The sequence below is a fragment of the Pseudomonas sp. LG1E9 genome (assembly GCF_003290225.1).
In the GTDB taxonomy this organism is placed as follows: domain Bacteria; phylum Pseudomonadota; class Gammaproteobacteria; order Pseudomonadales; family Pseudomonadaceae; genus Aquipseudomonas; species Aquipseudomonas cyclaminis.
The window spans coordinates 3,476,134-3,500,747 of the sequence record NZ_CP029983.1 but is presented as its reverse complement, the minus strand read 5'-3'; the positions used below and the strand labels follow the sequence as shown (position 1 = coordinate 3,500,747).

General features: G+C 60.3%; 13 protein-coding genes. 8 read left to right on the top strand and 5 right to left on the bottom strand.

Going from position 1 to position 24,614, the window contains the following annotated elements; genetic code table 11:
- Positions 1 to 3: 3 nt before the first annotated feature.
- The 5 genes from DNK50_RS16095 to tpx all read right to left on the bottom strand — a co-directional run bounded on the left by DNK50_RS16095 (position 4) and on the right by tpx (position 9,702).
- Positions 4 to 1,473, bottom strand: coding sequence for an efflux transporter outer membrane subunit (locus DNK50_RS16095; RefSeq protein WP_112195094.1), 1,470 nt, complete (start codon positions 1,471 to 1,473; stop codon positions 4 to 6).
- Complete coding sequence (locus DNK50_RS16090; protein WP_112195093.1) at positions 1,470 to 4,577, bottom strand: efflux RND transporter permease subunit; 3,108 nt, start codon at positions 4,575 to 4,577, stop codon at positions 1,470 to 1,472. The genes DNK50_RS16095 and DNK50_RS16090 overlap by 4 nt, the downstream gene beginning before the upstream one ends.
- Positions 4,574 to 7,675: an MdtB/MuxB family multidrug efflux RND transporter permease subunit gene (locus DNK50_RS16085; RefSeq protein ID WP_112195091.1), complete on the bottom strand. Its 3,102-nt coding sequence runs from the start codon at positions 7,673 to 7,675 to the stop codon at positions 4,574 to 4,576. Before DNK50_RS16085 ends, DNK50_RS16090 begins: the two co-directional genes overlap by 4 nt.
- The gene (locus tag DNK50_RS16080) at positions 7,672 to 8,970 is read right to left on the bottom strand and encodes an MdtA/MuxA family multidrug efflux RND transporter periplasmic adaptor subunit (protein WP_099585182.1); all 1,299 of its coding nucleotides are present in this window, start codon (positions 8,968 to 8,970) and stop codon (positions 7,672 to 7,674) included. Before DNK50_RS16080 ends, DNK50_RS16085 begins: the two co-directional genes overlap by 4 nt.
- Before the next feature lie 231 nt (positions 8,971 to 9,201).
- Entirely contained in the window at positions 9,202 to 9,702 is a 501-nt protein-coding gene (tpx, locus tag DNK50_RS16075; protein WP_112195089.1) for a thiol peroxidase, read from the bottom strand.
- 158 nt (positions 9,703 to 9,860) lie between these two features.
- Here tpx and DNK50_RS16070 point away from each other — a divergent pair, with 158 nt between their 5' ends.
- The 8 genes from DNK50_RS16070 (at position 9,861) to DNK50_RS16035 (ending at position 24,598) form a co-directional block, all read left to right on the top strand.
- A complete protein-coding gene (locus tag DNK50_RS16070) occupies positions 9,861 to 11,150 on the top strand; it encodes a glycosyltransferase (RefSeq protein ID WP_112195087.1) in 1,290 nt (429 codons plus the stop codon).
- 72 nt (positions 11,151 to 11,222) lie between these two features.
- The gene (locus tag DNK50_RS16065) at positions 11,223 to 12,128 is read left to right on the top strand and encodes an AraC family transcriptional regulator (protein WP_099585185.1); all 906 of its coding nucleotides are present in this window, start codon (positions 11,223 to 11,225) and stop codon (positions 12,126 to 12,128) included.
- 150 nt (positions 12,129 to 12,278) lie between these two features.
- Positions 12,279 to 18,587 (top strand): hypothetical protein, encoded by a 6,309-nt coding sequence (locus tag DNK50_RS16060; protein ID WP_256595280.1) that lies wholly within the window; start codon positions 12,279 to 12,281, stop codon positions 18,585 to 18,587.
- A gap of 241 nt (positions 18,588 to 18,828) precedes the next feature.
- Entirely contained in the window at positions 18,829 to 20,151 is a 1,323-nt protein-coding gene (locus tag DNK50_RS16055) for a sugar ABC transporter substrate-binding protein (protein WP_112195086.1), read from the top strand.
- An 88-nt stretch (positions 20,152 to 20,239) separates the two neighbouring features.
- Positions 20,240 to 21,130, top strand: coding sequence for a carbohydrate ABC transporter permease (locus DNK50_RS16050; RefSeq protein ID WP_099585188.1), 891 nt, complete (start codon positions 20,240 to 20,242; stop codon positions 21,128 to 21,130).
- A gap of 10 nt (positions 21,131 to 21,140) precedes the next feature.
- Complete coding sequence (locus DNK50_RS16045) at positions 21,141 to 21,971, top strand: carbohydrate ABC transporter permease (protein WP_017848429.1); 831 nt, start codon at positions 21,141 to 21,143, stop codon at positions 21,969 to 21,971.
- Positions 21,972 to 21,994: 23 nt separating this feature from the next.
- Positions 21,995 to 23,098: an ABC transporter ATP-binding protein gene (locus DNK50_RS16040; RefSeq protein ID WP_112195084.1), complete on the top strand. Its 1,104-nt coding sequence runs from the start codon at positions 21,995 to 21,997 to the stop codon at positions 23,096 to 23,098.
- Positions 23,099 to 23,116: 18 nt separating this feature from the next.
- Positions 23,117 to 24,598 (top strand): mannitol dehydrogenase family protein, encoded by a 1,482-nt coding sequence (locus tag DNK50_RS16035; protein ID WP_112195082.1) that lies wholly within the window; start codon positions 23,117 to 23,119, stop codon positions 24,596 to 24,598.
- Positions 24,599 to 24,614 lie beyond the last annotated feature (16 nt).

Genomic DNA, 24,614 nt, shown 5'->3' with positions numbered 1-24,614 from the left:
ATGCTAGTCCTTGGCATCAATCGCGGTCTGACCGTCCCAGCCACCGCCCAACGCCGCGATCAACTGCACACTGGCCACCAGGCGCGTTTGCAGCAAGGTCAATACGGTACGCTCGTTACTCAGGGCAGTCGCTTGTACGGTGACCACATCCAGATAGGCAATCAGCCCAGCCTTGTACTGGTTCTGCGTCAGGCGCAGCGACTCGCGTGCCGCGTCCAGCGCTTCATTGCTGACCACCGCCTCGTCTTCCAGCACTTTGAGCTGGACCATGTAGTTTTCCACTTCGCGGAAGCCATCCAGCACCGTCTGGCGGTACTTGGCCACGGTTTCGTCGTAGCTGGCCACAGTACGGTCGACCTCAGCCGAGCGCTGGCCGCCGTCGAACAACGTCATCGCCAGTTTCGGCCCCACCGACCAGAAGCGGTTCGGCAAGCTGATCCAGTCGGCGTAGGTGCTGCTGGAATAGCCGCCGGCCAGGCTCAGGCTCAGGTCCGGGTAGTACGCCGCCTTGGCCACGCCGATATTGGCGTTCGCGGCGATCACCGAGCGTTCGGCCGAGGCGATGTCCGGGCGGCGTTCCAACAGTTGCGACGGCAGGCTCACGGGAATCTGTGGCAGTGCCGGAATGTCCTTGCTCACGGCCAGGTTGAAGTTGGCCGGGGCTTCGCCGATCAACACTGCGATGGCGTTTTCCAGTTGCGCACGCTGCCAGATCAGGTCGATCAGGCTGGCCTGGGTGCTCTTGAGCTGGGTTTGCGCCTGGGCCACCGCGTCCTTGCCGGAGACGCCGGCGCGGTACTGGTTTTCGGTCATTTGCAGGGAACGCTGGTAGGTGTCCAGCGTGGCTTGCAGCAGACGGGTCTGCTCGTCCATGACCCGCAGTTGCAGGTAGCTTTGCACCAGTTCGGACTGTTGGCTCAGGCGCATCGCCGCCAAGTCTGCCGAGCTGGCTTCGGCGCTGGCCTCGTTGGCCTCCAGGCCTCGGCGCAGTTTGCCCCAGATGTCGGCTTCCCAGCTCACCCCGAGCTGCGCATTGAGGGTGTCGCGGATCCCGCTGCTGGAACTGCTGAGGCTGGCGCTGCTGCTGCCGGTGCCCTGGCTGGCGCGGGTTTTACCGGCGCTCAGGTCGACCGTCGGGTAAAACGCCCCGCGTGAGCTGCGCACCAACGCCTGGGCCTGGCGAAAACGTGCCTCGGCCTGGGCCACGGTCTGGTTGGCCGTATTGAGGCGCACCACCAGATCGTTGAGCTGACGGTCGCCGTACAACTCCCACCAGGCGCCACGGGCCAGGGAATCACTCGGCGTGGCCTGGCGCCAACCCTGGGCTTCCTTGAATTGCACCGGTTCGATGACATCCGGGCGTTTGTAGTCCGGGCCGATGGCACAGGCGCTGAGCAATGCACCGCAAAGCACCAGGCTCGCGACGCGGGAACCGCGGGTCATGGCCAATTTGGCAAAGGTTGAATCGGTCATAGCGCAGTGTCCAGGGCAGCATCGGTCCGCACGCCGCGCCATTTGTTGAAACGATGGCGCGCGCGGTCGAGATAAAGGTAAACCACCGGAGTGGTGTAAAGGGTCAGGATCTGGCTGAAGACCAGGCCACCAATGATGGTCAGGCCCAGGGGCCGGCGCATTTCCGCGCCGTCGCCCATGCCGAGTAGCAAGGGCAAGGCGCCGAGAATCGCCGCCAACGTGGTCATCAGGATCGGCCGCAACCGCAGCAGGCAGGCGCTGCGAATTGATTCAAGGGGGCCCATCCCATTATTGCGCTCCAGTTGCAGTGCCAGGTCGATCATCAGGATCGCATTCTTCTTCACCACGCCGATCAACAGGAACAGACCCAGCAATGAGATCAGGCTGAACTCGCCCCCCGTCAGGTAGATGGCGAGCAACGCGCCGACACCGGCCGAAGGCAATGTCGAGAGGATTGTCAGCGGGTGAATGTAGCTTTCGTACAGAATGCCCAACACCAGGTACACCGCCACCAGCGCGCCGAGGATCATGAACGGCTGGCCCTTCTGCGTCGCCGCAAAGGCATCGGCGGTGCCGGCCATCTTGGCGATCACATCTTCGGGCAAACCGACCTTGGCAATCGCCCGTTCGATAGCCGCTGTGCCCTGCTCCACCGTCACCCCTTCGGCCATGTCGAAGGCGATGTTTTCCGAGGCGAACTGGCCTTCGTGACTCACACGGTCATCCGCCAGGCTGTTCTCGTAATGGGCAATGGTCGACAACGGCACGCGCGCGCCATCGGCGGTGATGACCTGCATCTGGTTCAGGGTGATCGGGTCCTGGGCGTATTTGGGGTTGACCTCCATCACCACCTGATACTGGTTGAGGCTGTCGTAGATCGTGGAAATCTGCCGCTGGCTGTAGGCGTTGTTCAATACCCCGGTGACCATGTCCATGTCGATGCCCAGGCGCTTGGCCTGGTCACGGTCGACAATCAGCGTGACCTGGGCCGCGCCGCGACCTTCACGGGCGTCGATGGCGGTGAGTTCCGGCAGCCCGCGCAACGCGGTGACGACTTTCGGGTACCACAGGCGCAATGCGGCCAGATCACCGCTTTGCAGGATGTAGGAATACTGCGCACTGGTCTGGTCGCGACCGCCGCCAAATTGCAGGTCCTGGTCGGCCATCAGGAACAGGCGCCCACCCGGCACCAGCGGCACGTCCTTGCGCAGGCGCTCGATCACCGCCTGGGCGGACACTTTACGCTCGCTGATAGGCTTGAGGCGTACCAGCATCACCGCGTTGTTGGTGCCGTTGTTGCCGCCAATAAAGCCGGCCACGCTGAGCACCGCCGGATCCTTGAGCACGGCCTGGCGGAAGATCTCCATCTTCGGCTGCATCACACTGAACGACAGGCCATCATCGCCGCGCACAAAGCCGATCAACTGGCCGGTGTCCTGCTGGGGCATGAAAGTTTTCGGCACGACCACGTACAGCGCAATGTTTACGCCCACGGTGATCAACAGGCTGAGCAAGGTCAGGCGCCGATGGCGCAGCACCCAGTCCAGGCTCGTGGCGTAGCCGGCGACCATGCGGTCGTTGATCTTCTGGCTCCAGCGCTGCAAGCCGGTCATCCGGCCTTTGACATGGGGCTTGAGCCAGCGGGCGCAGAGCATCGGGGTCAGGCTCAGGGACACCACCAGCGAGACAATGATCGCCGCCGACAAGGTGATGGAAAACTCACGGAACAGGCTGGTAACGATCCCGCCCATGAACAGGATGGAGAGGAACACCGCCACCAGCGACACGTTCATCGACAGCAAGGTAAAGCCGACTTCCTCGGCGCCCAGGTACGCCGCCTTCATGGGCGGCACGCCATCGTCGATATGCCGGGAAATGTTCTCCAGCACCACGATGGCGTCGTCTACCACCAGGCCGGTGGCCAGGATCAACGCCATCAGCGAGAAGTTGTTCAGCGAAAACCCGTACAGGTACATCACCGCAAAGGTGCCCACCAGCGACACCGGCACCGCCAGGGTCGGGATCAGCGAGGCGCGGAAGTTACCGAGGAACAGGTACACCACCAGAATCACCAGCCCGACGGCAATCAGCAGGGTCATCTCGGCTTCGTGCAAGGTGGCGGTGATCACCGGCGAGCGGTCCATGGCCAGGCTGAGCTTGACGCTGGACGGCAGCACGGCCTGCAACGCCGGCAGTTGCGCCTTGATCTGGCGGACGGTCTCGATGATGTTCGCGCCGGACTGGCGGTTGATCACCAACAGCACCGCCGGCTCATTGTTGAAGAAGCCGCTGTTGTAGCGGTCTTCAACGCCGTCGGTGATTTTCGCCACATCCGACAGGCGCAGGGCCGCGCCGTTCTGGTAGCGAATCAGCAGCGGTTCGTAGTCCTTGGCTTTTTCCAGTTGGTCGTTGGCCTGGATCTGCCAGTTGCGCTCGCTGTCTTCCAGGGAACCCTTGGGCCGGCGCTGGTTGGCGTTGGCGATGGTAGTGCGCACATCGTCCAGGGCCACGCCGTACTGGTCGAGGGCCTTGGGTTCCAGCTCGATGCGCACCGCCGGCAGTGAACTGCCGCCGATCTGCACTTCGCCCACGCCCGGCACCTGGGACAGGCTTTGGGACAGGATGGTCGAAGCCAGGTCGTAGAGCTGGCCCTTTTGCAACACGTCCGAGGTCAGCGACAGCACCATGATCGGCGCCTGGGACGGGTTGATCTTCTTGTAGGTGGGCATGCTGCGCATGCCGCTGGGCAAGAGGTTGCGCGAGGCGTTGATCGCCGCCTGCACTTCCCGCGCCGCGCCGTTGATATCACGGTCGGAGTCGAACGCCAGGATCACCCGGGTTGAGCCCTGGCTCGACGAACTGCTCATGGTGGTGATGCCGGCAATCGCACCAAAGGAGCGCTCCAACGGTGTGGCCACGGTCGAGGCCATCACCTCAGGGCTGGCCCCCGGCAGGCTTGCCGAAACCACGATCACCGGGAAGTCGATCTGCGGCAGCGGCGACACCGGCAACAGGTTGAAACTCACCCCGCCCAGCAACATGATCGCCAGGCTCAGCAGCAGGGTCGCTACCGGCCGGCGGATGAAAGGTCCGGACAGGTTCATGGCTCAACCGGCTCCAGGCGTTGCGGCTCTTTGCGCCAGCGGCGCCCCAGGCGATCGAAGTACAAGTAGATCACCGGCGTGGTGAACAGCGTCAACACCTGGCTCACCAGCAGGCCGCCGACCATTACCAGGCCCAGCGGCTGGCGCAATTCCGCGCCGGAGCCGGTGGCCAGCATCAGCGGCACCGCACCGAACAACGCCGCGAGGGTGGTCATCAGGATCGGCCGGAAACGCAACAGCGCGGCCTGGTAAATCGCGGTCTGCGGGTCAAGGCCCTGGTTGCGTTCGGCGTCGAGGGCGAAGTCGATCATCATGATCGCGTTCTTCTTGACGATACCGATCAGCAAGATGATGCCGATGATCGCGATCATGCCCAGGTCATTGCCACTGAGCAGCAAGGCCAGCAAGGCGCCCACCGCCGCCGACGGCAAGGTCGACAGGATGGTGATCGGGTGGATATAGCTCTCGTAGAGCACGCCGAGCACGATATACATGGTCACCACCGCCGCCAGGATCAGCAGCAAGGTACTCGACAGCGAGGCTTCGAACGCCTGGGCCGCGCCCTGGAACTGGGTCTGCACGCCCACCGGCATGCCGATGTCCTTCTGGGTCTGGTTGATCAGCTCCACGCCCTTGCCCAGCGCTACGCCGGGGGCCAGGTTGAACGACATCATTACCGCCGGGAACTGGCCGATATGGGCGATGGCCAACTGCGCCTGACGCTGCTCGACACGGGCCAGGCTCGACAGTCGCACCTGGCCGCCATCGGTGGTTTTCACATGGATCTGGTTCAGCGCATCCGGGCCGAGGGTTTCGCCGGACTGGGCCTGCAATACCACGCGGTACTGGCTGGCCTGGGTGTAGATCGTGGAAATCTGGCGCTGGCCGAAGGCGTCGTACAGCGCGTCGGTGATGGTCGACACACTGACGCCCAGGCGCGAGGCCGCATCACGGTCGATCACCAGGTACACCTGCAAGCCTTTGTCCTGCAGGTCGCTGGCAACGTCGGTGAGTTCCGGCAACTGGCCAAGGGCGTGCACCAGCTTGTCACTCCACAGCGCCAGCAGCTCGGAATCCGGGGAGGACATGCTGAACTGGTACTGGGTGCGGCTCACGCGGTCTTCGATGGTCAGATCCTGCACCGGCTGCATAAACAGGCGGATGCCTACCAACTTGTCGATTTCCGGTTGCAGCCGGGCGATGACCTGGGCTGCGCTCAAGTCGCGCTGGCCGTGGGCCTTGAGGTTGATCAGCAGGCGGCCGCTGTTGAGGGTGGCGTTATCGCCATCCACACCGATGTAGGACGACAGGCTTTCCACCGCCGGATCCGCCAGGATGATCTTGGCCAGTGCCTGCTGGCGCTGGCTCATCGCGGCAAAGGAAATTGACTGCGGCGCCTCGGAAATGCCCTGGATCACCCCGGTGTCCTGCACCGGAAAGAAGCCTTTGGGCACCACCAGGTACAGCACCACGGTGAGGCCCAGGGTGGCGATGGCCACCAGCAGGGTCAACGGCTGGTGCTTGAGGACCCACTGCAACTTGCGGCCATAGGCTTCGATCATCCAGTCGATCCAGGCGCCGCTGGCCTTGTAGAAACGGCCCTGCTCTGCTTCCTTGGGCTCACGCTTGAGCAACCGCGCGCACATCATCGGCGTGAGGGTCAGCGACACCACCAGGGAAATCAGGATCGCCACTGCCAGGGTGATGGCAAATTCACGGAACAGGCGCCCCACCACGTCGGCCATGAACAGCAACGGGATCAGCACCGCGATCAGCGACAGGGTCAAGGAAATCAGGGTGAAGCCAATCTGTTTGGCGCCCTTGAGGGCGGCGGCCATCGGGGTTTCGCCTTCCTCGATGTAACGGGAGATGTTCTCCAACATCACGATGGCATCGTCCACCACAAAGCCGGTAGCGATGGTCAAGGCCATCAGCGTCAGGTTATTGATCGAGAACCCGGCCAGGTACATCACGCCGAAGGTGCCCACCAGGGACAACGGCACGGCGATGGACGGAATAATCGTCGCGCTGACCCGGCGCAGGAACAGGAAGGTCACCATCACCACCAGGGCGATGGCGATCAGCAATTCGTGCTGTACGTCCTTGACCGAGGCGCGGATGGTCTGGGTGCGGTCGGTGAGTACGGTAACGTCGAGGCCGGCCGGCAAGTTGTCGGTGATGCTCGGCAGCAGCGCCTTGATGCGGTCTACCACCTCGATGACGTTGGCGCCCGGCTGGCGCTGGATGTTCAGCAGCACCGCCTGGTTTTCATTGGCCCAGGCGGCCAGACGCTCGTTTTCGGCGCCGTCGACGATTTGCGCGACGTCTTTAAGGCGCAACGGCGCGCCATTGTTGTAGGCCAGGATCAGTTCGGCGTATTGCTGGGGCGAGACCAACTGGTCATTGGCATCCAGCATCGACACCCGCGTCGGCCCGTCGAAGTTACCCTTGGGCTGGTTGACGTTGGACGCGGCGATCAAGGTGCGCACATCCGACAGGTTCAAGCCGTTGGCCGCCAGGGCCTCGGGGTTGACCTTGATGCGCACGGCCTGGCGCTGGCCGCCGGCGATGCTGACCATGCCGACGCCGCTGATCTGCGCGATTTTCTGCGCCATGCGCGTGTCGACCAGGTCATTGAGCTTGGGCAGCAGCATGGTCTTGGAGCTGATGGCCAAGGTCAGCACCGGGGTATCTGCCGGGTTGACCTTGTTGTACACCGGCGGTGCCGGCAAATCCTTGGGCAGCAGGTTGGTGGCGGCGTTGATCGCGGCCTGCACCTGTTGCTCGGCGACATCCATATTGATGTCGAGGTTGAAACGCAGGGTCAGTACCGACGCGCCGCCAGAGCTGGTGGACGCCATCTGGGTCAGGCCGGGCATCTGCCCGAACTGGCGCTCAAGGGGCGCAGTCACCGCGCTGGTCATCACGTCGGGGCTGGCGCCGGGGTACAGGGTCATCACCCGGATGGTCGGGTAATCCACCTGGGGCAAGGCCGAAACCGGCAGCAAGCGGTACGCGATGATGCCGGCCAGGACGATGGCCAGCATACTCAGCGTGGTGGCGACCGGGCGAAGGATAAACAGCCGCGACAGGTTCATGCGCCGACCTTTTGCGCCTTGCCGGCGTCAGCGCCGGTCTCCCCTTTCGCCGCGGGTTTGCCTTGCAGGTGTTCAGTTGGCGTGGTCGGGACTTCGGTGCTGTCGTTGACCACTTCGATTTCGCTGCCTTCCTTGAGGCGGTCGGTGCCTTCGAGCACCACACGGTCACCGGCGACCAGGCCTTCCTTGATCACGGTGTTTTCACCGTCGGTGTCGCCGACTACCAGGGGCTGGACCTTGACCTTCTTGTCGCCATCGAGCTTGTAGACGAAGGTGCCGGTGTTGCCGAACTGGATCGCCGCAGACGGCGCCAGCACCACGTTGTGCAGGGTGTCGGCCAGCAGGTGCACGTTGACGAACTGGTTGGGGAACAGCGCCTTGTCCTTGTTATCGAAACGCGCCTTGAATTTCAGGGTGCCGGTGGTGACGTCGATCTGGTTGTCCAGGCTCTGCAACACGCCGATGGCCTGCTGTTTTACGTCGCCACGGTCCCAGGCTTCCACCGGTAGCTTGTTGCCGGCGTGGTAACGGGCGAGCACGGTTTCCAGGGTATTTTCCGGCAGGGTGAAGGCCACGCTGATCGGCTGGGTCTGGGTGATCACGGCCAGGGCGGTGGTGTCGTTGGCGGCCACCAGGTTGCCAACGTCGAGCTGGCGCAAGCCGACGCGACCGGCGATCGGGGCACGGATCCTGGTGAATTCAAGGTTGAGCTTGGCGTCGTCGACCGCGCCCTGGTTGGTCTTGACCGTGCCCTGGTATTGCAAAACCAGCGCTTCGGCGGTGTCCAGGGTCTGCTTGGCGATACTGTCCTGGGCGTACAGGCCACGATAACGCTCCACATCGACCTGGGCGTTTTTCAGCTGGGCCTGGTTCTGCATCAGCGTGCCCTGGGCCTGGAGCAAGGCGTTTTGATAGCTGCGCGGGTCAATCTCGGCCAGCAGATCACCGGCCTTGACCATCTGCCCTTCTTCAAAGGCAATCTTCACCAGCTCTCCGCCCACCCGGCTGCGTACATTAATGGTGTTGAGCGCGGTGACCGTGCCCAACGCCTTGTAGTACACCGGAAACTCTCCCAGCACCGCCGGCGCCACACGCACTGGCACCGGGCCAGTGGAACCGCCGAAGCCGGGGCGCGCCATGCCGGTTTTGCCGGTGTGCCCGGCCGGTGCGTCTTTTTGGGCCGCGCCACCGGGCCAGAATTTCCAGCACAGACCGGCGATAACCAGCAGCACGAGCAGGCCGAACAGCCAACGACGGGAGTTGCGGGGGGAGGATTGCATGGAATGATCAACCATTGGGCGCGAGAGCTTCTTCTTTGGGAGGCTGAAAGATAAGCACTGGGGCGCATTAAGAAAAGCGCCTTTACCGGCTATTTACCTTGGGCTTACAACTTTTAACGTCTGGGCTTAGTCCGTCGGCTATTTCCCTAAACGTCTGAAGCACAAATGAAAACGGCCTGGACTAGGCCAGGCCGCAATCATGTATCACGGGTGTTACTGCAAAACGACAGACATGCGCAGAAACAGTTACTTCAGAACAGCCAATGCTGCTTCGTAGTTCGGTTCTTCAGCGATTTCCTTGACCAACTCGCTGTGCAGCACATTGTCGTTTTCGTCCAGCACCACGACGGCGCGGGCGGTCAGGCCGCGCAGCGGGCCATCAGCGATTGCCACGCCAAAGTCCTGAGCAAACGCAGGATCACGGAAGTCCGACAGGTTCTTCACGTTTTCCAGGCCTTCGGAGCCGCAGAAGCGCGCCTGGGCGAATGGCAGGTCGGTGGAGATGCACAGAACAACAGTGTTGTTCAGCTCGTTGGCCTGGGCGTTGAACTTGCGAACCGATGTCGCGCAGGTCGGGGTATCGACGCTTGGGAAGATGTTCAGCACTTTGCGCTTGCCGGCAAACGTAGCCAGGGTGGCGTTGGACAGGTCGCCGGCGGTCAGAGTGAAGTCTGCAGCTTTGGTGCCGACTTTCGGCAATTCGCCTTCAACCTGGACCGGGTTGCCTTTGAGGGTGACTTGAGCCATGAACGGAATCCTTATGCGGGTTTTGGTTAAACGAATTCAAGAGGCGGAAGTTAACCACAAAGTGCCGTGGCGACCTACCGCCAGACACAAATTGTCATGCGTGCCGGTTGTGGTTTAATTGCGCGCTTTTCGCCCGCCCTTTAAGGAAGCTGTTGTTGATGAAACCGCCTGCCACCAAAGTTCTGGTCATTGGTTATGTCTGGCCGGAGCCGCGTTCCTCGGCCGCAGGCGGGCACATGATGCAGATTCTGGAAACTTTTCTTACGCAAGGTTGGGAGGTTACCTTCAGCAGCCCTGCCGCACTCGGCGAACACAAGGCCGACCTGCTCGCCCTGGGCATCGCCGAATGCGCCATCGAGCTCAATAACAGCAGTTTCGATGATTTTATCCGCCAACTCGCCCCGGATATCGTGTTGTTCGACCGTTTCATGATGGAAGAACAGTTCGGCTGGCGCGTGGAAAAATACTGCCCCGACGCCTTGCGCGTGCTGGAGACCTGCGACCTGCATAGCCTGCGCGACGCACGCCAGCAACGGCTCAAGAACCACCTCAAGACCCATCCCGACAGCGACGACTTCAGCGCCCTGTTTGCGCCCGCGCTGGAGGAAGAATTCCAGCTGATGGCCGACTCCGAGGTGGCCAAGCGCGAAATCGCAGCGATTTACCGCTGCGACATCAACCTGATGATCTCCGATGTGGAAATACGCCTGCTGACCGAGCAGTTCAAGGTGCCGGCCGCCCTGCTCCACTGGTGCCCGCTGATGCTGGAGCCCGCCACCGAAGCCTTCGTTCCCTTTGAGGACCGCGCGCACTTCCTCAGCATCGGCAACTTCCGCCACGCGCCCAATTGGGACGCTGTGCTGTGGATGAAGAACAGCCTGTGGCCGCTGATTCGACAACAGTTACCCGGCGCGCAACTGCATATCTATGGCGCCTATACCCCGCCCAAGGCCACCGCCCTGCACAACCCGGCCCAGGGTTTTCATGTGATGAACTGGGCCGAAGATGCGCTGCAAGTGATGCGCGCCGCACGCATTTGCCTTGCCCCCCTGCGCTTTGGCGCGGGCATCAAGGGCAAGCTGGCGGACGCGATGCTGTGCGGCACGCCGAACATCACCACGCCCATCGGCGCCGAGGCCATGGGTGATGAGCAGCCATGGCCGGGCATGATCGAACCCAGCGCGCCGGCCCTGGCCGCCGCCGCGGTGGCCTTGTACCAGGACCGCGAGCGCTGGACCCAGGCCCAGGAAGACGGGCGCCAGTTGATTGCCCGCCGCTACGACCAGAACGTCCACGGCCCCGCGCTGGTGGAGTGCCTGGAGCATTGCCGCCGCCACCTCGCCGCTCATCGCCGCGACAACTTCACCGGCAGCATGCTGCGCCATCACGCCCACAAAAGTACCCAGTACATGTCCCAGTGGATCGAGGCGAAAAACCGCACGTTCTAAACGCCGACGCTGGCAGGGTCGCGCACAAGGGGGCATTATTCGGGTCGCAACCAACAATAAAGCGACGCCAGCATGACCCGAGCAGCGCGCATCACCGATCCTTCCTACGAACTGATGGACGACCACAACGGTCTGTCCATCATCTATCGCCAGCACGGCTTCCCCTGCCCGCTGGTGCGCTGGCATTTCCACAAGGAATACGAACTGCACCTGATCGTCGCCAGCTCCGGCAAGGTGTTTATCGGCGACTACATCGGCAACTTCTACCCTGAAAGTCTGTTCCTCACCGGCCCCAACCTGCCCCATAACTGGATCAGCCAGGTGGAGGAAGACGAAGTGGTGCCCAAGCGCGACATGCTGGTGAACTTCACCGATGACTTGCTGGAGAACGGCAGCCATATCTTCACCGAGTTGAAGACCCTTGCCCCGCTGCTGGAACGGGCGCAGTACGGCATCGAGTTCCGCTGCAAAAAGACCATCGCCCAGGCCGTGACCCTGATGCAACGCATCGAAGACGCCCAGGGCATGGCACGCCTGGGCCACTTCTTTATCCTGCTGGAAGTGCTCAGCGCGTGTGAGGACTATCAGCTTCTGTCCGGCGTGACCACGCCACAGCTGGCTGACGAGCACAGCATCGACCGCACCAACCGGGCGGTGGACTACATCTTTGCCCATTACGCCCGCGAGTTGCCGCTGGAGGAAGTCGCTGAATACCTGGGCATGAAGCCGACGTACTTTTCGCGGGTGTTCAAACAGGCCACCGGGCGCACGTTTATCGAGTTCGTCAATCGGCTGCGCATCAGCAAGTCCTGCGAATTGCTGGCAGATGGCGATAAGGCCGTCACCGATGTGTGCTTTGAGTCGGGGTTCAACAATATTTCCAACTTCAACCGGCGCTTTCAACAGCTTAAAGGCATGACCCCTTCCCACTACCGGCGCCTGGCGGTACAGCGGCTGACCGAGCAGAACCTGGCTTGAATATTTTGAATATTGATTGTCGCGTACCGGGAGGACGCATCTGAGAGTGCTGGAACCGTCACAAAGCCTTTGCCACTCAGCTACGGCATGTCTGCTCGCTCAATGGAGCGACTGACGCCTTCCTGATAACCCGGCAATAGGTTTTTTGGCATGATCAGTACTCACACTTCACTCCCGCCTGTCACTTCACTGCGCCCCGTTGGACAGGCCCCAACCACAACGCCTGCCGTCTCGGCGGTAGCCAGGGTTATCGGATTTTTTCATTCACGCCACAACAGCCAACACACTGACGCTCCTGCCTGGCAGCGTATCGAGTACCTGCTCCGGCAGACGCAAACAAAAGACCAGCCAAGCCTGGCCGAGCAGATTGATCAACGCGTAAAGAACAGCGCCGATCCGTTGACGGACCCGATACTGCGCAACGAAGTGGCGCAACTTTTGAATCAGCCAAGTGCCCTCAATTCGCAAAAGACCTACGCCGAGCTGGTTCAGGACATTCTCGATAACCCTTTACCCCGCACGCAGCGCCCGCACGAGGTGCCCTCACGATCACGCCGGGACCTGCAGAACCCAGGTTCTTCTCCAGACCCGCGCTCGGCCTCGATTGGCCGATTCGCCGATGCGCTGGTTGACCATGCGGACCGGCAGTTGGCGATTAATGTCGGCAACGCACTGATCCGCTTGCGACTCTCGTACCAGGACCCTGATATTCGCCGGGGTGACGATGACGATAAGGTCGCCATCACGCCAGACTCCACGTTCAGCCAGGCCTGGGCTGAACTGGCAGATGCACTGCACGCTGAACCGTTCAAATCTTTTGCCGAAGCCAGGAAGATTGATATTTCCCAAGTGTCCGTTGGTCCCAGAGGCAGGCTGACCGAATATAGAAATGGACGGGAGTTTCCCTACCATCAGCGAGACGCCGACTGGGCGGCGGCCTCAGCGACCGTATTGGCCGCAGCCAGGAAGCTGACAGGAACCGACGACGACCGAATCTGGTTCTATGACCGTGAACATGCATCGGCTTACAACGTCGCTGCCTTCTATGGTGTTGCACTGGGTCGCCCCGGCAGTGACGACACACTCTTCATGGCCCGACAACTGCTCAGCAAAGAGACATTCCCTGCGCTCGTCAGCGACGACCCCCTTTACGCCACTCAATACGCACCGATCAAGCAGCGTCAAAGGGCGGCCAAACAACAGCTCGCACAGTTACCCCCACACGCACTAAACCAACGTATTGAAAGGTTCGCCTCTGGGACCGCAGCGGCAAAAGTCCAGGAGGCCGACCGGGAGCTCGCCCGCCAGTGCAGCGCGGCACTGATTCAGGGCTTTTGGCCTGACCTGCACGCAATCCCGGAATATTCGACATTCGGCCAAGCCCGCAAAAATCTGGCGGCTGCGCTGAACGGCGCTGCGGTTACAACGTTTGTGCAAGACAACAACGTTGACCGGTCCAGCATGCGCATCAACCCTGTGACAGGTACCTTGAACGCCAAAGTCAATGGTGTGGACACCACCTTCCTGCGCAACGACCTCTCAGGCTGGGATGACGCCTGGATTGAGGTCCAGCATGCAGTGCGACAGTGGGCGGGGGGCTCCAACAACCTGGTTGATTTCCCTTCCACCGCACCTGAATCGCTTCACTCGGTCATGCGGTTTTACAACGAATACCTCCCGCTCTCGCCCCGGGAAGCTGACCGACAGCGCAAACAACACCTTGCCTGCTTGCGCAGCAGCACAGAGATAGCCCGCAACGACGGATTCAAGGCCCTGACCCGCCCGCAGGCGGACGATGCCCACTCCACAAGCGTGAAGAAAACCCAGCAAGCCATCATCTTGCAGCTTGCTGAACAGCCCCTCACCTTATCCCCTCTCGAAACGCTGGCGAACGCGGCGGGCGAGTCTATGAATGACGCCGAACCGTTCGAAGACCGCCAGGCAAACATCGAGGCGAGTGCCGAAAGCGCACTGGCCGCCGCTACGCTGCGCGCGATGCGCGAACTGAAATCCAACCCCACCCAAGAGCTGCCACAGAGGGTCGGGCCGATCCCGGCTGACAGCCTGTTCGGCCAATGGCGCAGTATCCTGAGCAAAGCCATCAACGGGACAGGTTTCACTGAATGGGCCAAAACCCATCAGGTGGATTTGTCTTCACTGCGCTATGACCCAATAAGCGATGCGCTGACAGGCAAAGTCCGTGGCGTCGATCAACGCTTTACGGCCGCCGACTTTGCAGCAAAATACCCCGACTATTTCGACGTCCTCGAACCGGTGTTGACCGCCGCCAGGACATTCGCCAACGACAGGCCAATCACCCTGGCTCAGACCACCAGCAGCAGCGCACCGCTGGAATGGGTGTGCAATTTCTACAGCATCAGTGCGCAATCAGGCACCCAGGCATTCGAAAGCAGCATGTCACTGCTGGAGCGCACCAAGAGATTCCCCGATAGCCCCAGGCACCCGGAGCGCATCGAGAGCTCGCTCAGCCAGCAAAAAACCGCATTGGGCAATAGCAATGATCGGTATGCACTCATCAACCAGCTCAAGAACGGCAATATCGATAACGACGACGACACCCGTTTCATTGTCGATCAAGATTCATCCCACCGCCCCAAAGGCGTGACGACCGTACAGAAGTTTCTAGCGGATCAGGGTTGGTACGAGGCGAAGTCAGCCGCACAGACCGATAACCTGTTACAGGCCTTGCAAACGCCGCTGACGCAGGCGCCGGCCCTGGGTAACCGCTGGGGGTTTCTCTCCACCGACCTGCCCCTGAGCCCCGCCCAGCGCGACAAAATGAATGCGTTCGTTAAAAACGCAATAGGTTCCAGCACCCATCTCCTCAGCTACCTGAGCACTCAAGTTCCCAACCTCAATACCAGCAGCCCGTTCCAAGCGCTGGACCAGCTTCTCTCCAGCGATGGCGCCCTTGAGCTCGCCACCAAACTGCAAACCGAGATGAAAGGCGTCGCAACCGTCACCAGCCTTAAACAATGGCTATTGTCCGCCCTGGTGCTGGACCTTGACCCAGCAGCCGGCACCTCCCGCAATCGCCTTGCGGGCTTTGACTTGATGCAGTCGGATAACTGGGGGTTGGGCACGGATAAGATTCGTGAACAGTTCACCCAACACTTGACCGATAAACAAAAAATCCCGGCAAACCTTGCGCCAGTCGCCGCGCGCCTGTTGATGAGCGGGGCGGCGCCCTATCTGCTGGTTAACGATGTGCCATCGACCGTAACAATGGGCTCGCCCGAATGGGTCAGCTTTACCACCGCCGTCAATCGGATCGAACTGAGCGCTCCCGGGGCGGCTGCGGACATGACCTTCCAGCAGGTCATGAAACTTCATCGGATCGCCCCCATCAACGAACGTGAAGCCCAACTGCAGTCCTTCGCCCAGATGAACCCGGTCATGGATTGGGCCATCGTGAACAACCATGTCGTGAGGAATGACAAAGACGAATACAGCCTGGAACAGCTCGCGAACAGCCAGCAAAAGCTCAAAAGCCACATCAAGGACGTCTCAGAAGCCAAACACTATCTGACCTTTGAATCGCCAAACAGAAGGAAAATGGCCCTTAAAGCACTGAGGGAAAAATGGGGGACCGACATCAATTATGAACGCCCGTACCTCACCGAAAAGCTTGGGCCCGGGGGCATATTTTCCGGCATCCGAGCGAGCATTGTCGATGTTTACGAAGCAGGTCGACTGGGTGAAAGTTGGCGCTGGGAGGAATCTCGTGGCCCCAACTTCGATACCTTGAGCGCTCAGGCTTCCGAGCTGCCTGACATCAATGAGCAATTTGACAAAGCGTTCGAAGACGACTTCTCCCTGCGCAGAACACACACTATCTCTCTGTTCAAGAACATGTTGAGCCAACTGCCGTTGGAGGATCGCAAAAGCATCAACAACGGAAGCGTGAGGATTTTTCAAGTCAAAGGCGCCCACGATGGCATCGCGTTAATTGTCAACAACTATCCGCAACAAAGAGCGTTTGTGATTGATCCGGGAGAGGGAAAAATAGTCCGTGCCCCTGATCTTGAACGGGCAGTGATTAATGGCCAGACCAAGACGCTGACCATCGAAACATCCTCGCAGCCGGGAATCAAATCCGAGGCTACTTTAACGCGCATTGATCAAGACGCTCTCGTAGATCCAGCCAATCGAGATCACGGTAGGAGGCGCTTATATGAAGAGAGCGGAGCCCATACGCCGCTCAACTACGACAGCGTAAGAACACAACATCTGGCTGAGGTGCTGGTTGACTCGATATACCTGAATAAAGCGTCTTTCAAAGCTTCACAACGTGGGTTGAGCAACGCCGTTGAACATGGATTGGAGCCCAGTGATTACTTCCAGAAAGGTTTACGGTTCTTGCCGGGCGGTTCCAGTATCGTGGACATCTACCATGGCCAATATGCCGAAGCAGTAAAAGACCTGGCCATTGACATCGTGATTTACGCCGCCACAGAGGGCGCCGGCAAACTCTGGAAAGTGGCCAAAACCGGATTGGCCTGGACGGCCGCCAAGGCCTCGGCAAAGTTCACCGAGAAGTTTGCTGTCGAGGAAGGCGCAGACATTGCGCTCAAGGATGTGACAACCGCCACCACCCTGAAGTCGCTCAGCGCTGTCAGCCGTATGCAGAGCAGCCCGCTTGGGGAACAGTTGGGCGATGAGCTTGTCGTGGGGGCCGACAAAGCCAATGGCGTTGTGATTCGCTCGGGCAGTACGCCACAGATCAAACTCACGGCGGTGCATCAGGACGGCAGTTGGTACGCCTACGACGCTAAAACGCAAGCGGCTTACGGCCCGGCACTGGAGGGTTTCATCTCTGATACCTCATCTGCCGTGAGGCAAGAAACGTTTTCGGACGGCACTCAAGCGTTGGTAACACAACGACCCTTGGCTGCCGACGCCTACACCCTGCCGCGCACCCATGGCTTTGATCTGGTCAATGAGGGCAAGGTGTATCGTTATGACGCGCGCAATCCTGGCGTGCTGACTGACCTGGAGTCAGCCGACCACTTCAAGCCGCTCGAAGGGTTTGAGGCCGTCTGCCCAGCGCCTGCCATTGGGGCAGCAAGGGTCAGGCGCGGGGCTAACGACACGTGCTTTTCCAGAATCATCGCGCCAGTTAAAGGAGATATGAGGCAGGAACTCCAAGCGCTTGAACACCAGCGCCTGTTTCCCTCGGAACCGAACCCTCTGAGCAAGGATCAATTTGTCATTTTTGAGCGTCGCCGCTACAAAATAGTTGACGGCGAAATGGGCGCCGAACTTATTCCGGAGCCTCAGGGCGAGCCCATCGCCTACAAATCGCGGATCAGCGCTACCCTCAAAGATGAGCCAAACTTCGGTTTTTTCCAGGCGAAAGGCGGTGAATGGCTGGCGCAAGAAACACAGGTGGTCAAGCTCGACGCAATCAGCGATGCCTGCAATGACAAACGTGAACTTCGAGGGGTAATTGTCAAAGACGGCGCCGACAATATCTTGGTAATAGAGGCTGATACCGCCGAGTTTTACTACACCAAACTGAGTACCCCCCCCACCACCGCACTGACCTTCAATAAATGTACGCTTAACGAGCTGCCTCTGGTCAAGAAGTATCGGAACAAACTCAGCATTCGCCAGGGCGCCTCCAAAATTCCGCTTGACGCCAACCTTATTTCCTTGCCCAAGCTCGACACCGCGTTTAAAGAGCTGGAGCTCGCCGGCTACCTGAAAGAGGATGTCGATGCACTAAAAGCAACGTGCAAAGCCTTTACCGAGGAACAACAGCGCGAGGTTGTCTATCAGTTGCAACGGAGCAACGCGATTGGCGAAGCGAATATTGCTTTGCGACCGAATCGAGTATCCCAGTTGGTCCTACCCGACGGGTTCGCCACATGGACGCAAGGGCGGCAAAACGAATTCTACGCACGCCGGGCAAAAGACAGCGTGAACCACGCCCTGACCGCCACCGGACTTGGGCCTTCTAACCAGATTCGCTCAGCAGCAGACATTGCACGATCAGACGCTGCGTATACGACCATCGCATGGTTGCGTGAAACCGTCCCAACGGACGCGTTGAATCGCGCGAATCTGATTTTGAAGAGCGGGGCTGGAAATTGTGGAGAAATGGCCCTGCTGTCGAAGGACATCATTGAAAAAAGCGGTGGCCGAGCTTACCAATGGGGAGCGTCAGTGGATCACTCTTTTACAGTAGTCGGCGGCCCTAGTGTAAAGCCGCCAAGAACTATCAATTTCTCGGGCGCTGAGTGGGCCGATGCATGGATTGTCGACCCGTGGGCAGACATCGCTTGCCCTGCCCGCGAGTACACGCAGAAATTCGTAGAAGTCATGCGCCAATGGGAACTCGACAATATGCAAATAATGATGGGGACTGGCCCTATAAGTCCGATGGATAGTGACTGGGTGAATGGGTTTACCACAAAATCGAAGAGCCCCTTATAAGATAGGCAACTGAGATAACGAGCAAAAGCGACTGCTACTGAGGGCAGCGCTTTTGCCCAAACCTGCAGTGAACAGACTTACGTTACAGTGCAAAAAAGTATCAGTCCAAGTGCGCCCAAGGATTTGTCACAACCCCATTTGAAGGCTGTAATCAACGCACACTCTTCCTGACTCCCTGTAGGAAGACACAACAACAATAACTGTCCTTCTGTAGCCCCTGGGCGCGGAAATGGAGTGCGCGATGAAGTTCACAGCAAAAACTCTGCTTGCCTCGACTTGCATGACAGCATGCATGACCCTCAGCGCCGTCAGCTTTGGCGCGCAGACCCTGACCATTGCCACCGTCAACAACAGCGACATGATCCGCATGCAAAAGCTCTCGAAGACCTTCGAGGCCGAGCATCCCGAGATCAAGCTGAACTGGGTGGTGCTCGAAGAAAACGTGCTGCGCCAACGCCTGACCACTGACATCGCCACCCAAGGCGGACAGTTCGACGTGCTGACCATCGGCATGTACGAAGCTGCACTCTGGGGCGCCAAGGGTTGGCTGGAGCCGATGAAGGATCTGCCGGCGTCCTACGACCTCGACGACGTGTTCCCTTCGGTGCGTGACGGTTTGTCCGTCAAAGGCTCGCTGTACGCCTTGCCGTTCTACGCTGAAAGCTCGATCACCTATTACCGCACCGACCTGTTCAAGGACGCCGGGCTGAGCATGCCCGAACACCCGACCTGGACCCAGATCGGCGAATTCGCAGCCAAACTCACCGATAAAACCAAAGAGCAATACGGCCTGTGCCTGCGTGGCAAAGCCGGTTGGGGTGAGAACATGGCGCTGATCACCACCCTGGCCAACGGCTATGGCGCGCGCTGGTTCGATGAGAAGTGGCAGCCTGAATTCAACGGCCCCGAGTGGAAGGACGCGCTGAACTTCTACGTCGACAACATGAAGAAATCCGGCCCGCCGGGGGCGTCCAGTAACGGTTTCAACGAAAACCTGGCGCTGTTCAACAGCGGCAAGTGCGCGATCTGGGTCGACGCCAGCGTGGCCGGCTCGTTTGTCACCGACAAGTCCCAGAGCAAGGTGGCCGATAACGTTGGCTTCACCTTCGCCCCACACGAAAAAACCGACAAAGGCACTTCTTGGCTGTACTCCTGGTCACTGGCGATCCCGACCAGCTCCAAGGCCAAGGACGCCGCCAAAGTGTTCACCAGTTGGGCAACCTCCAAGGAATATGGCGCACTGGTCGCCAAGACCGACGGCGTGGCCAACGTACCGCCAGGTACGCGCAAGTCGACCTACAGCGACGCGTACATGAAAGCCGCGCCGTTCGCCAAGGTGACCCTGGAATCGCTGAAAGTCGCGGACCCGACCAAACCGACGCTCAAGCCGGTGCCGTATATCGGTATCCAGTTGGTGACCATTCCCGAGTTCCAGGCGATTGGCACGCAGGTCGGCAAGTTCTTCTCCGGTGCGTTGACCGGCCAGCAGACGGTGGATGCGGCGTTGACTGCGGCGCAGACCACCACCGAGCGTGAAATGAAGCGGGCCGGTTACCCCAAGTAACCTGAGCCTCACCACAGTCAAATGTGGGAGGGGGCTTGCCCTTCCCACACTGACCGCGTTTGCATGTACCTGACTGGTCTTGATCCCCATGAATACACCCGCCAAAAACCGCCTGGCCAACCCTGGCTGGTTTCTCGTCAGCCCCTCGGTGGCCTTGCTGCTGCTGTGGATGATCGTGCCTCTGGGCATGACCCTGTACTTTTCGCTGATCCGCTACAACCTGCTCTACCCCGGCGAAAACCAATTCGTGGGCCTGGAGAACTTCACCTACTTCATTACGGACTCGGGCTTCCTGCCCGGCGCCACCAATACCCTGTTGCTGGTGGGCAGCGTGCTGTTGATCAGCGTGGTGTTCGGCGTGTTGATCAGTGCCCTGCTGGAGGCCAGTGAGTTCTTCGGTCGCGGCCTGGTGCGGGTGCTGCTGATTTCGCCGTTCTTCATCATGCCCACCGTCGGTGCGCTGATCTGGAAGAACCTGATTTTCCACCCGGTGTCGGGGGTGCTTGCCGCCGTATGGAAGCTGTTCGGCGCCGAGCCGGTGGACTGGCTGGCGCACTATCCGTTGCTGTCGATCATCATCATTGTGTCGTGGCAATGGCTGCCGTTCGCGATCCTGTTGCTGATGACCGCCATGCAGTCCCTCGACCAGGAACAAAAGGAAGCCGCACGCCTGGACGGTGCCGGCGCCATCGCGATCTTCTGGCACCTGACCCTGCCCCACCTGGCCCGCCCGATTGCCGTGGTGGTGATGATCGAAACGATCTTTTTGCTCTCGGTGTTCGCCGAAATCTTCACCACCACCAACGGCGGCCCCGGCTACGCCTCGACCAACCTCGCCTACCTGATCTACAACCAGGCGCTGGTGCAGTTCGACGTGGGCATGGCGTCGGCCGGCGGCTTGATTGCCGTGGTCATCGCCAATATCGCGGCGATCATCCTGGTGCGGATGATCGGCAAAAACCTGACTGACAAGCCTTGAGGGCCGCGCCATGACGCTTCAACAATCCCGCCGCCTGCAGAGCCTGTTGCTCGGCACATTGGCCTGGGCCATCGCGATCCTGATCTTCTTCCCGATCTTCTGGATGGTGCTGACCAGCTTCAAGACCGAAATCGACGCGTTCGCCACGCCGCCGCAGTTCATCTTCACGCCGACGCTGGAGAACTACCTGCACATCAACGAGCGCAGCAACTACTTCAGCTATGCCTGGAACTCGGTGCTGATTTCCTTCAGCGCCACCGCTCTTTGCCTACTGATCTCGGTGCCAGCGGCCTACTCCATGGCGTTCTACGAAACCCAACGCACCAAGGGCACGCTGCTGTGGATGCTGTCCACCAAAATGCTGCCGCCGGTGGGCGTGCTGATGCCGATCTACCTGCTGGCCAAGAGTTTTGGCCTGCTGGATACGCGCATCGCGCTGATCATCATCTACACCCTGATCAACCTGCCGATTGTGGTGTGGATGGTCTACACCTACTTCAAAGACATCCCCAAGGACATCCTCGAAGCCGCCCGCCTGGACGGCGCCACCCTGTGGCAGGAAATGGTCCGCGTGCTGCTGCCGATTGCCAAGGGCGGCCTGGCCTCCACGGTGTTGCTGTCGCTGATCCTGTGCTGGAACGAGGCGTTCTGGTCGCTGAACCTGACCTCATCGAACGCCGCGCCGTTGACCGCGCTGATCGCCTCCTACTCCAGCCCCGAAGGCTTGTTCTGGGCCAAATTGTCCGCCGTCTCGACCCTCGCCTGTGCGCCGATCCTGATCTTTGGCTGGATCAGCCAGAAACAGCTGGTACGCGGTTTGTCCTTCGGCGCCGTTAAATAATAATTTCTAGCGGAGGGCCCATCATGGCCAACCTGAAAATCAAGAATCTGCAAAAAGGCTTCGAAGGTTTCTCGATCATCAAAGGCATCGACCTGGAAGTGAACGACAAGGAGTTCGTGGTCTTTGTCGGCCCGTCGGGCTGCGGTAAGTCCACCCTGCTGCGCCTGATCGCCGGCCTGGAAGAAGTCAGCGCAGGCACCATCGAACTCGACGGTCGCGACATCACTGAAGTGACCCCGGCCAAGCGCGACCTGGCGATGGTGTTCCAGACGTACGCGCTGTACCCGCATATGAGCGTGCGCAAGAATATGTCGTTTGCCCTGGACCTGGCCGGCGTTGACAAGAAGCTGGTCGAAAGTAAAGTCAGCGAGGCGGCGCGCATCCTGGAACTGGGCCCGCTGCTGGAGCGCAAGCCCAAGCAACTGTCGGGCGGCCAGCGCCAGCGCGTGGCGATTGGCCGGGCGATTGTGCGCAACCCGAAGATTTTCCTGTTCGATGAACCGCTGTCCAACCTCGACGCCGCCCTGCGCGTGCAGATGCGCCTGGAACTGGCGCGCCTGCATAAAGAACTGCAGGCGACCATGATCTACGTGACCCACGACCAGGTCGAGGCCATGACCCTGGCCGACAAAGTGGTGGTGCTGAACAGCGGCCGTATCGAGCAGGTCGGCTCGCCGCTGGAGCTGTATCACCAGCCGGCCAACCTGTTTGTGGCGGGCTTTCTCGGCACGCCGAAGATGGGCTTTCTCAAGGGCAAGGTCACCCGCGTCGAGTCCCAGACCTGCGAAGTGCAACTGGACGCCGGCACCTTGATCACCCTGCCGCTCAGTGGCCCGACCTTGAACGTCGGCAGCGCGATCACCCTGGGCATTCGTCCGGAACACCTGGAAATCGCAGCGCCTGGCCAAACCACCCTGACCGTCACCGCCGATGTGGGCGAGCGCCTGGGCAGCGACACGTTCTGCCACGTCAACACCGCCAACGGCGAGCCGTTGACCCTGCGCATCCGCGGCGACATGGCCAGCCAGTATGGCGAAACCCTGCACCTGCACCTGGACCCGGCGCACTGCCACCTGTTCGACACCGACGGCGTGGCCGTGGCCCGCCCACTGCGCGCTGCCGCCTGATTTCGCGAGTATTACGTTATGAAACTGAATAAACAGAACCTCACGCAACTGGCTGGGCAGGTGAAAATCCCGGCCTACGCCATTGCCGACACCCGCCAGGGCATCGCCCATATCGGCGTCGGCGGTTTCCACCGGGCGCATCAGGCGTATTACACCGATGCGCTGATGAACTCAGGTGAAGGTCTGGACTGGAGCATCTGCGGCGTCGGCCTGCGGGCCGAAGACCGCAAGGCCCGCGACGACCTGGCGGGTCAGGATTTTCTCTTCACCCTGTATGAACTGGGCGACACCGACGACACCGAAGTGCGTGTGATCGGTGCCATCAGCGACATGCTGCTGGCCGAAGACGGCGCCCAGGCGCTGATCGACAAACTGGCCAACCCGGCCATTCGTATCGTCTCCCTGACCATCACCGAAGGCGGCTACTGCATCGACGACAGCAACGGCGAGTTCATGGCTCATCTGCCGCAGATCCAGCATGATTTGGCCCACCCGAGCGCACCCAAAACCGTCTTCGGCTTTATCTGCGCCGCCCTCACCCAGCGCCGCGCCGCCGGTATTCCGGCGTTCACTGTAATGTCCTGCGATAACCTGCCCCACAACGGCGCCGTCACACGCAAGGCGCTGCTGGCTTTCGCCGCCCTGCACAACGCCGAATTGCACGACTGGATCAAGGCCAACGTAAGCTTCCCGAACGCCATGGTCGACCGCATCACGCCGATGACCAGCACCGCCCACCGCCTGCAACTGCACGACGAGCACGGCATCGACGATGCCTGGCCGGTGGTGTGCGAACCTTTTGTGCAGTGGGTGCTGGAAGACAAGTTCGTCAACGGCCGCCCGGCCTGGGAAAAGGTCGGCGTGCAGTTCACCGATGACGTCACGCCCTACGAAGAAATGAAGATCGGCCTGCTCAATGGCAGCCATTTGGCCCTGACTTACCTGGGGTTTCTCAAGGGTTATCGGTTTGTGCACGAGACCATGAACGACCCGGTGTTTGTGGCCTATATGCGCGCCTATATGGACCTGGACGTCACGCCGAACCTGGCGCCGGTGCCGGGGATTGATTTGACCGCATACAAACAGACCTTGGTGGACCGCTTCTCCAACCAGGCGATTGCCGACCAGTTGGAGCGCGTGTGTTCGGATGGCTCGTCGAAGTTTCCCAAGTTCACCGTGCCGACCATCAATCGTCTGATTGCGGACGGCCGTGAGACTGAACGCGCCGCACTGGTAGTCGCCGCCTGGGCCTTGTATTTGAAGGGCGTGGATGAGAACGGCGTGAGCTACAAGATCCCGGATCCACGTGCCGAGTTTTGCCAGGATCTGGTGAGCGATGACGCGCTGATCAGCAAGCGCTTGCTGGGCGTTGAAGAGATTTTCGGCACGGCTATTCCCAACTCGCCTGAGTTTGTGGCAGCGTTCGAGCGGTGTTTTGTGAGCTTGCGTGACAACGGCGTCACGGCAACCCTACAGAACCTCCTGAAGAAACCGGCTTAACAATGTGGGAGGGGGC